Origin of the sequence: Pedobacter nutrimenti (assembly GCF_032678445.1) — a bacterium.
Taxonomy (GTDB): Bacteria; Bacteroidota; Bacteroidia; order Sphingobacteriales; family Sphingobacteriaceae; genus Pedobacter; species Pedobacter nutrimenti_A.
Genome location: NZ_JAVTSQ010000001.1, coordinates 497247 through 509755, shown reverse-complemented (window position 1 = coordinate 509755; position 12509 = coordinate 497247). Strand labels below are relative to the sequence as shown.

11 protein-coding genes are annotated in these 12509 nt (G+C 39.6%); 9 read left to right on the top strand and 2 right to left on the bottom strand.

Annotated features, from left to right (window positions below):
* The first annotated feature begins 231 nt into the window (after positions 1–231).
* A complete protein-coding gene (locus R2S08_RS02260; protein ID WP_316833678.1) occupies positions 232–1026 on the top strand; it encodes a hypothetical protein in 795 nt (264 codons plus the stop codon).
* Positions 1027–1153: 127 nt separating this feature from the next.
* Positions 1154–2626: an RNA polymerase factor sigma-54 gene (gene rpoN / locus R2S08_RS02255; protein ID WP_133777361.1), complete on the top strand. Its 1473-nt coding sequence runs from the start codon at positions 1154–1156 to the stop codon at positions 2624–2626.
* 18 nt (positions 2627–2644) lie between these two features.
* Here the strand turns inward: rpoN and R2S08_RS02250 are convergent, their stop codons facing one another.
* Both R2S08_RS02250 and R2S08_RS02245 read right to left on the bottom strand, forming a co-directional pair.
* Positions 2645–3115 (bottom strand): response regulator, encoded by a 471-nt coding sequence (locus tag R2S08_RS02250; RefSeq protein WP_316833677.1) that lies wholly within the window; start codon positions 3113–3115, stop codon positions 2645–2647.
* 111 nt (positions 3116–3226) lie between these two features.
* Positions 3227–3691, bottom strand: a complete 465-nt coding sequence (locus R2S08_RS02245) for a response regulator (protein WP_316833676.1) — start codon at positions 3689–3691, stop codon at positions 3227–3229.
* 121 nt (positions 3692–3812) lie between these two features.
* Between R2S08_RS02245 and R2S08_RS02240 the strand changes: the two genes are divergently transcribed.
* The 7 genes from R2S08_RS02240 (at position 3813) to R2S08_RS02210 (ending at position 12505) form a co-directional block, all read left to right on the top strand.
* On the top strand, positions 3813–6098 hold the full coding sequence (locus R2S08_RS02240; RefSeq protein WP_316833675.1) for an Rv1355c family protein: 2286 nt from the start codon (positions 3813–3815) through the stop codon (positions 6096–6098).
* Positions 6099–6101: 3 nt separating this feature from the next.
* Positions 6102–6809 carry a hypothetical protein gene (locus R2S08_RS02235; protein ID WP_133777369.1) on the top strand — a complete coding sequence of 236 codons (708 nt, stop codon included), beginning with the start codon at positions 6102–6104 and terminating at the stop codon, positions 6807–6809.
* Positions 6806–8941, top strand: a complete 2136-nt coding sequence (locus R2S08_RS02230; RefSeq protein WP_316833674.1) for a 7TM diverse intracellular signaling domain-containing protein — start codon at positions 6806–6808, stop codon at positions 8939–8941. The genes R2S08_RS02235 and R2S08_RS02230 overlap by 4 nt, the downstream gene beginning before the upstream one ends.
* A gap of 10 nt (positions 8942–8951) precedes the next feature.
* Positions 8952–10049: a hybrid sensor histidine kinase/response regulator gene (locus R2S08_RS02225; protein WP_316833673.1), complete on the top strand. Its 1098-nt coding sequence runs from the start codon at positions 8952–8954 to the stop codon at positions 10047–10049.
* Entirely contained in the window at positions 10021–10431 is a 411-nt protein-coding gene (locus R2S08_RS02220) for a response regulator (RefSeq protein WP_316833672.1), read from the top strand. The genes R2S08_RS02225 and R2S08_RS02220 overlap by 29 nt, the downstream gene beginning before the upstream one ends.
* A 150-nt stretch (positions 10432–10581) precedes the next feature.
* A complete protein-coding gene (locus R2S08_RS02215) occupies positions 10582–11499 on the top strand; it encodes a bestrophin family protein (protein WP_316833671.1) in 918 nt (305 codons plus the stop codon).
* A 91-nt stretch (positions 11500–11590) separates the two neighbouring features.
* Entirely contained in the window at positions 11591–12505 is a 915-nt protein-coding gene (locus R2S08_RS02210) for a cation diffusion facilitator family transporter (RefSeq protein ID WP_316833670.1), read from the top strand.
* The last annotated feature ends 4 nt before the right edge of the window (positions 12506–12509 follow it).

Here is a 12509-nt window from a genome sequence, read left to right as displayed (position 1 = left end):
TTTAGCACATTTAATCCCGCCACACCACCTCCTCCCCAACCGTTCACCTAAGCTAATATCTTAAAGAGGGCTAAGAGTATATGAATCCGCATATACTCCGCATATAGTCCGCATCTAATCCGCATTTTTCAATTAATATGCGGAGTAGATGTCTTTTATTGGCATATTTTTTGCGTATTCATAGTTAACTAGTCTATAGTAAGGGCTTATCTATTCCTAAAATCAGATCATATGGCAAGAATCGATGGAAAATTCATTAAAGGAACTGCAGGTTCCGTTGTTTACAAAAGATACCGGGATCTTCAGGTTGTTCAAAGCCGCCCTGAATTTACTCCGGGCAGCCAGACTAAAGAAACAAAAAGAGCCGCTGCAGAATTTGGGGTAGCCAGTAAATTGTCCATGAACATCCGCCGCAACCTGGGTTCGATTGTGACGGATTTTTTTGATGGAAAAATGGTCAACCGAATGAATTCGGAAGTCATATATATCCTTAATCAGGCACTGGATGCTCAAACTGGAATATACCATTTTAAACCCGATAGTTTTAACCGGCTAAATGGTTTTGAATTCAACATCAATTCGCCGGTAAGAGATAATTTCTTTGCACAACCTCAGCTTACCGTTACAGAAACCACACTGAACATCAAGATTCCTGAACTTCACCTTCCCCAGGAGATGAAATTTCCGAAAGATGAATCTTTATGCAAGCTCAGTTTTGCCGTCGGTTTATTTGACCTCGTTCATGGCCGTATGAAATTAAACCCTATTCAAAACATAGAGATCAAATACAATTATTCACCAGACGTAATTCCAGAACAAACCCTAAGCTTTGACATAGAACCCGGTTGTCTTTGCATTACAGTAATTTCCATGCAATATTGCAGGAACACTTTTATTGGACAGGTTTTGGCCAACACAAAAAGCTTCAACCCTGTTGCTATATTGGGGCCTTTTATTGCCGAAGGTACAGTGGACCAGCAGAGCACAAAAAACTGGCATTCCATGGATTTTTCGACAGAAGGATAGCCAAAACTTGTTTTCCGACCTGATTTCCAGCTTTAATACTGCATTTAAAGCAATATAATTTTCGCGATTACATTTTATCTAAACGAAATGCTTATTTTTGAACGGGTAAATTGACATTCCTAAGAACATGCTAAAACAACATCTACAACAAAAACTTCTTCAAAAATTATCGCCTCAGCAAATACAATTTATTAAACTGCTGCAAGTTCCGACTGTTTCATTAGATACCCGAATAAAAGAAGAGCTGGAAGAAAACCCAGCTTTGGAAGATCCCAGCCTGATGATTGCGGAAGAGCCAAAGGGAGAATATGACGATTTAAACGACAGTCCTGACGATTTTGACCCTTCTTCAAAAGAAGAAAATACAGACGAATTTAATGTTGATGATTATTTACAGGATGACGATGTAAATGATTACAGCACCTCCTATAACAACAGTGACGATGACGAGGATAAGAAAGAAACTCCAATTGCCATAGAAAGTACTTTCTTTGAAAGTCTTCAGGAGCAACTGGATCTGGTTCCTTTATCTGATCAGGATTTTATTATTGGAAAACAGATTATAGGCAGTCTCGATGACGACGGCTATCTGAGAAGACCTATCACTTCAATGATCGACGATCTGGCATTTTCTCAGAATGTGATGGTGGAAGAGGAAGACGTACTGGAGATGCTTAAGGTGATCCAGAGTTTCGATCCTCCGGGAATTGCGGCAAGAGACCTACAGGAATGTCTGACTTTGCAGCTTAAAAGAAAAGATCTTTCTAACCCAATTATCGTAAAAGCGATTCAGGTTGTTGAACACCATTTAGATGAGTTTACCAGAAAACATTACGATAAGCTGGAAAAATCGCTTAACCTGCAAAGCGAAGAGTTAAAAGAGATCATCAATGAGATCCTGAGGCTCAACCCTAAACCTGGCGACTCTAATCAGGTGACCACTAAACAGCTTCAGATCATTCCTGATTTTCATATCTCCAATAACGATGGCGTACTGATCTTAACTTTAAATTCAAAAAATGCTCCGGAACTCCGGGTGAGCCGTTCTTACATTGACATGTTTGAGCACTATGATAAAGCATCTCAAAAGGATAAAAAGTTAAAAGAAGCGGTCCAATTTGTAAAGCAAAAACTGGACTCGGCAAAGTGGTTTATTGACGCCATTAAACAAAGGCAGCAAACCTTGTTAAAAACGATGAATGCCATCATGCAATACCAGTACGAATATCTGCTTACTGGTGATGAACGTAAAATGCGTCCCATGATCTTAAAAGATATTGCAGATAAAATTGACATGGACATCTCTACCGTTTCCAGGGTTGCCAATTCCAAATATGTTCAAACAGAGTTCGGTACATTTCTTTTAAAATCCTTCTTCTCAGAAGCGATACAAACCGAAAGCGGAGAGGAAGTTTCCAATAAAGAAGTCAAAAAGATTCTTGAAGACTGCATCAGCAATGAAGACAAAAGACGTCCGCTTGCAGATGAAAAACTAACAGAGATCCTTAAGGAACAAGGTTATAATATTGCCCGCAGAACAGTTGCTAAATACAGAGAGCAAATGAACATACCTGTGGCAAGACTGAGAAAAGAACTTTAAATAAAAAATTCAGAAAGGCTATTCAGGCTTTAAATTCTGACTAAGTAACTCTTCAAGCTTCTGGTTGGCCACCAGGAGCTGATCTGTTAACTCAATATTTTCTTTCCTTAGGGCGTAGATTTCGAAGGCTTTGATTATATGTATCCTCAGATCGTCTTCCATCCAGGGCTTCTGAATATATCGGTATACTTGTCCTTTGTTGATGGCATCAATCACTGCATTAATATCTGCGTAGCCGGTCAATAAAATCCTGATCGGATCCGGATAGTCCGGAATGATGGACTCCAGAAACTCAATGCCTGTCATCACCGGCATCCGCTGATCGGTAATAATTACGTGAATATCCTCGCTTTGCAGTACTTTCAGCCCCTCTGCAGCAGATTCTGCTGTAAAGACATTGAATAACCTCCTGAATCCTGCTTTAAAAGAATTCAGATTATGTATTTCATCGTCTATATATAAAACATTTATAGATGTATCGGGGCTCATTGTGTTTAATGAAAATTTTTTTAAATATACCTGTTTTTATATATTTTATAACTTATTTTATTATAGAAATCAATAAAATGATTTAAGTCAGACCAATGATCAGAGAAGGTTTTAAGACAATAATTTTTGTCTTAACATAAACTCAAGTTGCCCGTTAACAAGCAAAAGCTGTTCATTAAGTGCTTTGTTCTTTCTTCGTAAAGAATAAACTTCAAAAGCCCTTTCAATGTTAATTTTCAATTCTTCATCAAGCCAGGGTTTGGTAATATACAAATAGACCTGCCCTTTGTTGATGGCATCAATGACCGCATTGATATCTGCATATCCGGTAAGAAGGATCCTCATCGGGTCTGGATAATTTGGAATGATGGACTCCAAAAATTCAATACCGGTCATCACCGGCATCCGCTGATCCGTAATGATAATATTAATTTCCTGCTGGCTTAATATAGCAATAGCATCCTTAGCCGACTCCGCAGTAAACACATTAAAGTTCCTTCTAAAAGAAGCTTTAAATGCATTCAGATTATGGACCTCGTCATCTACGTATAAAATATTAATTACTTCTTCCCCCATTGTAAGTCAAAATTAAGCAAAACAGATTAATTGCAGGTGCAAATGCTAATAATCTGTTAAATATAGCTATTTTTGTATAAAGTGAATACACATAAACTAAGGCAAATTTTAGATATTTTACATGTTATTATTCAGCAATCAATTACAGGCAAACGATCTTTCTTTCGAACCAAAATTCTTTAGAATTTATAATACTTCAGAAAAGAGTGAACTGGAAGCTTTATTAAAGGCCAAACCGCACTTAAAAATACATGATGAAATCGAAACGCAGCTGGATGATCTGATTAAGTCCAAGCACCCTAAAAAGAAGCCGGAACCTGATGTTCTTGAGGTACTTAAACTGGAACATATAGGCGCCCGGAGCAAACAGGAATATGGTGTATGGGTCTATTACCCCTGGTCTGACAGACTGGTCCATTTGCTGGATGAGGAAGAATTTATTGAGGTCAGGACCAATAGAAATATTTATAAAATAACCAGAGCGGAACGTGATCTGCTCGGCAAACAAAAAATTGGTGTTGTAGGACTTTCTGTTGGACAATCTGTTTCCGTGACCATGGCCATGGAAAGAAGTTTTGGCGAGATCCGGCTGGCAGACTTTGATGTCCTGGAACTCACTAATATCAACCGGATCAGAACAGGTGTTCAGAACCTTGGATTGCCTAAAGTTATTATTGTAGCCAGAGAGATTAAAGAAATTGATCCTTTTTTAAAGGTAACTTGTTTTGCCGATGGTCTTACCGAAGAAAACATGGACCGCTTCTTTAGTGAAGGAGGTAATTTAGATCTTGTTGTCGATGAATGCGATGGTCTGGATATTAAGATTTGGCTCCGTCATAAAGCCAAAGCCTTACGTATTCCGGTAGTAATGGACATGAGCGACAGGGGAACACTGGATGTGGAGAGATTTGATCTTGAACCAGACCGGCCAATACTTCACGGAATGATCGATCATCTTGATCCTTCCAGAATTAAACACTTAAAAACCAACGAAGAAAAAATCCCGTTCCTGCTGGCCATGATTGGTGTGGAAACCCTGTCAAACAGACTCCAGGCTTCCATGTGCGAAGTGGGGCAATCCATTACAACCTGGCCGCAACTGGCTTCGGGAGTTACCCTTGGAGGTGCTCTTTGTGCAGATGTTTCGCGAAGAATCATTCTAGACCAATATCATGAATCTGGAAGGTACTTTATTGATCTGGAAGAACTTATTGGCGATAAAGAACCGGCTTCGGATACAGATTATGTGGTCAAAAATTATACAGCCGATGCGCTTTCAGCAGAAGAAATGGATACCGCTGTTCAAGGGCTTGCTTTGAGCGGTCAAACACTGGAGCAATCGCAACTGGAGCAATTGGTTACAACAGCCATCCAGGCCCCTTCTGCCGGAAATAATCAACCCTGGAAATGGTTTTCCAAACAGGGAAGGCTCTTTCTTTTTCATGATGAAAAGCATTCCGTTTCCTGGGGGGATTTTGACAACATTACCTCCAATATCTCTTTTGGTGCGGCTATAGAAAATTTAAAAATTGCAGCTGGAAAACTGGGATTAAAAGTTAGTTATGACCTCTTTCCTAATGCACAGAATAAGAGACTGGTGGCTGCTTTTACCTTTTCAGAAGACAAAGAAAAGCCATATGGCCAGGAACTTGAACCTGGAATCCAGATGAGGTTAACCAACCGTAAAACAGGTAACGGACAAAAGATCAGCCTTGAGACGCTGTCCTCCCTGAAAGCCTCAGCCAGCCATGGAACGCCTGCAACACTCCATATTACGGAGGATAAAGATCAGATCAAACAGATCTCTGAGGTGGTTTCAAAGGTAGAAAGAATTCGCTTCCTGTACCCTCAGGGTCACCATGATTTCTATACCCAGGAAATGAGGTGGACAGAGAAAGAAGTTCTGGAAACCAGAACAGGCCTGGACATCAGGAGTCTTGAGCTTTCAGAAAGTGACAAGGCAGGTTTGAACGTGGCTAAGAATCCGGAAGTTATTAAACTTTTGAACAAATGGGGTGGCGGTGCTGCCTTCGAAAAACTGTCAAAAAATGCCATCATCAGTTCTTCGGGAATTGGTTTGATCAGCATGCCGGAATACAGTGCAGAAAACTTTATTCTTGGTGGTGAGGCTGTTCAACGGGTTTGGCTGGATGCCAATCTGAAGGGACTCTCCTTCCATCCTATTTCAGCGCCATTATTCCTGTTCGCACGTCTTCGTCAGGGCAATGGAACAGAAATGCCTTCCAAAATGATTGAAGAGCTTACGATCTTACAGGAGTCTCTGTTTGAAGTATTTCCTATCTTGCAAAAAGAGCAAGGTATATTTATGTTTAGGTTGTCCTATGCAGACGAAGCGTCCGTAAGGTCATTCAGAAAGCCTTTGTCGAACGTACTTCAGTTTAATTAGATTATGACCTTGATTAAATTCAGAGCCTTTAAAGCAACCGAGGATCCCGATACCTGTCAGCGTTTCCTGAAAGGACATGTGAGTGTATTGGAAGATTACGGAATTACCAACATTACCACCAATAACAACCAGTGGATGCATATGGATTGTGTGTATGGTGTAGTTGCAGAAACGGAAGATGGCGAAATGGTTGGCGGTATCCGTATACAGCTTGCCGATGGCGTTTACCCCTTACCTGTTGAAAAAGCAGTTGGATATATGGATCCTACTCTATATGAGTTAGTTCGGGAGTATATCCCGGAAGGTGTAGGTGAACTCTGCGCGCTATGGAATGCGAAATCTGTGGCCGGGCTTGGGATTAGCATCTTACTTACCCGTGCCGGGATATCGATCACAAACCAGGTCAAGTGCAAAACATTGATGGGAATTTGTGCTGGATATACACTCAAAATGTTTAAAAAAGTAGGCTTTGTTATTGACAACACACTTGGAAATGGCGGAGAATTTGTCTATCCGAACGAAAATTATATAGCCTGGGTACTGGGTATCTTAAATGCAAAAGAACTGGAAACTGCAGAAGATTACGACAGAGAGCGCATGTTAAGTTTGAGATACAATCCGGTGCAGGAATTTGTTGAGCAGTCAAAAGTTGGCGATCTCGATGTTCATTATAACCTGATCATTCCACCTAACGTTAATCCTTCGGTATGAAGAACTGGCTCTTAATTATCTTTCTTTCCTTCGCCTATATTTTTAACGCAGCAGGTGCTGATATAGTGATCAAAAACAGTGATACCAGAAAGAGTATTGGAAAGGACATTTTCGTTTATGTAGACAAGTCCCGGAAACTTGATATTCAGGATATCCTGAAAAGGACGGATTTTATTCGGAGTAATAAGTCTGTTCCTAATTTTGGCGTGGAAGATTACACCATATGGATCAGATTTTCTGTATTAAATCAAAGTGACGAGTCCAATCTGACCTTGCAAATCGATCACCCGGTATTGGACAACATTGAATTATATTCAGAACAGGACAACAAAATTACCGTAAAGAAATTGGGTGAAGCCTACCCATTTAATCATAGAATCTACAACGACCCTTCTTTTATTTTCCAGCTGAATGTTCCAAAAGCGCAGGAAAAGGTATACTATATGAGAATAGAAAGCAGCGATAATATCCAGCTTCCCATTTTCATTGGGAAAGAAAGAAATATTATAGAATCTACAAAAAGCAAATATCTGATTTCCGGATTGTATCTGGGCATTATGCTCTCCATGCTATTGTATAATCTCTTTATCTATTTTACAGTAAGGGACAAGAGTTATCTTTATTATGTTGTTTACCTGATCATGGTGATCTTAACCCAGGCCAGTATACAGGGATTCACCTTTAAATATTTATGGCCTGGGGTAAGCTGGCTTGCGATCTATAGTTCTTTTATTTTCCCTCCCCTGGTTGGAATAACGGCTCTCCAGTTTGAGCGTTATTTCCTGAAAACGAAAGAATGGTTACCCAAAACGGACCGTTATGCTTCGGTATTTATTGTGTTGTACATCAGTTCCATCGTACTATCGCTTTTTTCACAATACGCCCTTGCATTTAAGCTCATTGAATTTACAGCCTCTACGGTATCCATGTACATGTTTTACATGGCTATAAAAATAAGTTCAAAGGGTTACAGACCAGCTACTTTCTTTTTATTATCCTGGTCTGTTTTTCTGATCGGCATCATTATTTATACTTTGAAGGACTTTGGCGTCTTGCCTTATAATGACCTGACGTATTACACCATGCCTTTTGGTTCGGCATTAGAGGTTACCCTGCTGTCTTTTGCACTTGCAGACAAGATCAATACCTACAGAAAGGAAAAAGAATACTCTCAGGCTGAAGCACTTCGTATCTCGCAGGAAAATGAAAGATTGATCCGGGAACAAAATATTGAATTGGAACAAAAGGTCAACGAAAGGACACTCGCATTACAGGAATCTAATCATACCCTTGAGGTAACCTTAAACGATCTGAAAGAAGCGCAGTCTCAATTGGTCGATTCGGAAAAAATGGCCTCTTTAGGTCAGTTGACTGCTGGTATCGCACATGAAATTAATAATCCGATCAATTTCGTTACGTCTAATATCAAGCCGCTGGAACTTGACATCAATGATTTGAATTCAGTGATCAACCAATATGAAAAGCTCAATATTGAGGAAGATCTGGCGCCACAAATCGCTAAAATAGAAGCCTTTAAGAAACAAATTGACATCAATTATGTGAGAGAAGAAATTACTTCACTCCTCTCCGGAATTGGTGAGGGCGCCAGAAGGACTGCTGAAATCATCAGAAGCCTGAAAAACTTCAGTCGTCTTGATGAAAATGACACCAAACCTGTGGACTTGAATGAAGGTCTGGATTCTACTTTGATTCTTATTAAAAACAATTTCCCTTCTTACCTGAAGATCGAAAAAGATTATGGAGCCCTTCCTCTGGTAGAGTGTTTGCCAGGAAAAATAAACCAGGTATTCATGAACCTGATTACCAATGCTGTACAAGCCATTAAATCCAAAGCTCAGCCTAATGAAGAAGAATTCGTCAGGATTCATACCTGGCAGGAAGGAGAACAGGTGAAGATCAGTATAAAGGATTCCGGAACAGGTATGCCGGAAGAAGTGAAACAAAAAATATTTGAACCTTTCTTCACCACAAAAGATGTGGGCGAAGGAACAGGCCTTGGCTTATCTATTGTATTCAGGATCATTGAAAACCATCATGGCGCTATAGATGTTATCACTAATCTGAATCAAGGTACAGAATTTATTATTACATTGCCGATAAACTCAAAATAACCACTTTATTATGAATACAACAACAGTCAGAGTTCTGTATATTGATGATGAAGAGAACAATTTGCACGCATTTAAAGCAAGCTTTCGAAGACAATACGAGATTTATACGGCTATTTCGGCCGCTGAAGGCTTGAAAATTCTGGAGAATGTTCCTGTAAATGTGATTATTGCAGATCAAAAAATGCCTGGAATGACAGGCGTAGAATTCTTTAAGAGCATCATCAATACCTACCCTGATCCTATACGAATTCTGCTGACTGGTTATACAGATATTGAAGCGCTTGCTGATGCGATTAATCACGGTGATATCTACAGATATATTACCAAACCCTGGAACGATCTTGAGTTGCATAATTCCATTAAAAATGCTTACGATGCCTATAAAGCAAAGATCGATCTTCGAAATAAAATAGCGGAACTGGAGAAAACAAACGATGAATTAAACCGGTTCATTTACAGTATATCTCACGAGCTCAGGGCTCCGCTGGTTTCTGTTCTGGGTATCGTAAATCTGGTTAAAATGGAAGACCTGTATGATTCAAGCGGCGAATACTGGAGCCTCATTGAAACTTGTTCCAACAAGCTGGATTATTATATACAAAAAACCCTTCAGTATTATAAGAACAATAAGACAGCCACAGATCTATCCTCTATCAATTTTAAAAAATTGATTACAGAACTGATTGAACTCTATACCTATACAGACAAGTCTACAAATTTCATCATCAACATAGAGCAAAATGAAGAATTTATTGGCGATGCATTCAGAATAGAAGTCATTCTTGGAAACCTGATCTCCAACGCCATCAAATACCAAAATGTTAATGAGGAAAACAAACGGGTCAGTATTAATATTTCCGTAACCAGTTATGGAGCTGATCTTTCCATAAATGACAATGGTGTAGGCATACTGAATGAACATCTGGAGAAAATCTTTACCCAGTTCTTTAAAGGCAAAAATCAACACGGCAGTGGGCTTGGATTATTTATTGTGAAAGAAGCACTCACAAAGATCCACGGAAAAATAGAAGTCAGTTCGAACGTAATTGATGGCACAACATTTAAAATCACCATACCAAATGCAAAATTCGACAAAGAGACTAAATAGAGTGATGCTAATTGATGATAATGAAGTTGACTTAAAAATAAACGCCAAAGTATTATCAATTTCTAACCTATTTGAACATATTAATTATTTTAAATCCGGAGAATCAGGTTTAACCTATTTAAAGAAAAACATTCATCATCCTGAAGAATTACCTGATCTTATTTTACTGGACATACAAATGCCGGATATGAATGGATTTGAATTTCTGGATTACTATAAAAGGTTGCCAAAGTCTTTCATTGACAATTGTACCATCACTATTTTATCCTCAACTCTGGATTTTGGTGACATCAAAAAAGCGGAAGCCAATACCTATGTGGCCAAAATGTTCATGAAACCTTTAAATCCAAAAGAATTGAGAGATTTTCTCCATCTCTTATAAATCTTAATCTGATGCAACAAGAAGCCCCACCATCGAATAGGAAAGATAAACTATGGAGCTGGTTAAAGAAAATCGGGATTTGGGGATTTCTTTTTTTTCTTGTGAAAGGTTTATTGTGGTTGGTTTTAGGCTATTGGGTTTTAAATTGATATGATTATTAAGAAAAAGGAACATTGGTTTTTAATGCTTTTTATATGGAGGCGTTCGGTATTGCCGGCTTTGCTTCCAAGACTGGTATTACTCCTGTTGTTCTCTATTGCGGTGGTGTTATGCCGCCCCTATTTATCGGAGTTTAAGGCCGAGCTGAACCCTGCTCCTTTTACCCTTTTCGGAATTGCACTTGCCTTATTTTTAGGTTTCAGAAACAATGCCAGCTATGACCGCTTCTGGGAAGCCAGAAAACTTTGGGGTGCTTTGCTTAATGATACACGTTCCCTGGCCAGACAAGCGCTGACCTTATGCAGTTATGAAAAGGGGGCTGCTGCGCCTGGTCTGTTCATTAACTATCTCATTGCTTTTACTTATGCATTAAAACATCAGCTCCGGCATACAGATGCAAGAGTCGACATGGATAGGCTCCTGCCTGCCAAACTTTCAACGGAACTCGCTACCGTGCGTTACAAACCTATTCTGTTGCTTAAAGAAATGGCTGCCTGGGTTCAGGCCAGCCGTGAACAACAGAAACTTGACCCCATCCTTCAGCTGGCCTTTGAAGAGAATTTCAATAAGCTTTCTGATATTGTTGGCGGATGCGAAAGAATTGCCGGAACACCGATTCCATTTACATACAGCATTCTTTTGCACCGGACAGTTTATATTTATTGTTTCCTCCTGCCTTTTGGTTTTGTGGCGAGTTTAGGCTGGTTTACGCCGTTGATCGTGGTCTTCATTGCTTATACTTTTGTAGCGCTGGAAGCCATTGCAGATGAGATCGAGGAACCATTTGGTCTGGAATCGAATGACCTGGCTTTAAACGCCATGTCTAAAATGATAGAGAACACCCTGCTGGAAATAAATGGGCAGCAACTGGGACCAGTACCACCGGAAAAAGAAGATATTATTGACTAGTCTTATTGGACTTTCTTTTTTTCTTCCTGTTTGTTTTGAAAACAATGTATTCCATTAACTGTTCTTAAATGGCTAAGCAGCCTATGCATCCATGACAAAAAACCGAGTTTCTATTTACAGTGCCCTATTGGCAAACCTACTCATTGCCATAGTTAAGTTTATAGCCGGTGCAAGAACAAATAGTTCGTCCATGATCTCTGAAGGTATTCACTCTGTTGTAGATACGATCAATGAAATATTGCTTTTATACGGATTAAAAAGGAGTCAGAAACCTCCGGATAAACTCAGGCCATTTGGATATGGCAAGGAATTGTATTTCTGGTCTTTTATTGTATCTATACTTATTTTTGGTTTGGGGGGTGGGCTATCCATTTATCAGGGTATATTACACATCCTGAATCCTGAACCACCCGGCGATCCGGGATGGAATTACGCTGTATTGATTTTTTCTGCAATCTTCGAGGGAACTTCTTTAATTATTGCCATTAAAGCTTTTAACCGCACCCGTGGTGAGCTTTCTTTTTGGAAAGCCGTGGTCAAAAGCAAAGATCCAACCAGCTTTCTGGTCTTGTTTGAAGATGGCGCTGCAGTAACTGGTCTGGCTATTGTATTTGTGATGATGCAACTCAATCATGCCTATAATTTGCCTGTTCTGGATGGGGTCGCTTCTGTTCTTGTCGGTTTACTGCTGGTCTTTGTTTCTTTAATTTTGGCCAGGGAAAGCAGAAGTCTTCTAATGGGTGAAGGCATTTCACCAGAGACTCAGAAAAAGATCATTGCCATTGCGGAGAGTGATAAAGCCGTGATTAAAGTGGCCAATGTGCTGTCTACCTATCAGTCTCCGGAGGAAATCATGTTGATGCTGATCATTTATTTTAAAGAGGATCTTGATACGGAAGATATTACGGATTCTATTGACAGGATAAGGGCGGCGATTAAACGAGAATATCAATTGGTTGAATTCGTGATCATTCAACCGCAAACCCTCAGTCTGTCCAAATCTTAAAATT

Bases quoted from the DNA above. Each gene is read 5' to 3' on its own strand.
- R2S08_RS02260 (WP_316833678.1), top strand. From the start codon at position 232: ATGGCAAGAATCGATGGAAAATTCATTAAAGGAACTGCAGGTTCCGTT.
- rpoN (WP_133777361.1), top strand. From the start codon at position 1,154: ATGCTAAAACAACATCTACAACAAAAACTTCTTCAAAAATTATCGCCT.
- R2S08_RS02250 (WP_316833677.1), bottom strand. From the start codon at position 3,115: ATGAGCCCCGATACATCTATAAATGTTTTATATATAGACGATGAAATA.
- R2S08_RS02245 (WP_316833676.1), bottom strand. From the start codon at position 3,691: ATGGGGGAAGAAGTAATTAATATTTTATACGTAGATGACGAGGTCCAT.
- R2S08_RS02240 (WP_316833675.1), top strand. From the start codon at position 3,813: ATGTTATTATTCAGCAATCAATTACAGGCAAACGATCTTTCTTTCGAA.
- R2S08_RS02235 (WP_133777369.1), top strand. From the start codon at position 6,102: ATGACCTTGATTAAATTCAGAGCCTTTAAAGCAACCGAGGATCCCGAT.
- R2S08_RS02230 (WP_316833674.1), top strand. From the start codon at position 6,806: ATGAAGAACTGGCTCTTAATTATCTTTCTTTCCTTCGCCTATATTTTT.
- R2S08_RS02225 (WP_316833673.1), top strand. From the start codon at position 8,952: ATGAATACAACAACAGTCAGAGTTCTGTATATTGATGATGAAGAGAAC.
- R2S08_RS02220 (WP_316833672.1), top strand. From the start codon at position 10,021: ATGCAAAATTCGACAAAGAGACTAAATAGAGTGATGCTAATTGATGAT.
- R2S08_RS02215 (WP_316833671.1), top strand. From the start codon at position 10,582: ATGATTATTAAGAAAAAGGAACATTGGTTTTTAATGCTTTTTATATGG.
- R2S08_RS02210 (WP_316833670.1), top strand. From the start codon at position 11,591: ATGACAAAAAACCGAGTTTCTATTTACAGTGCCCTATTGGCAAACCTA.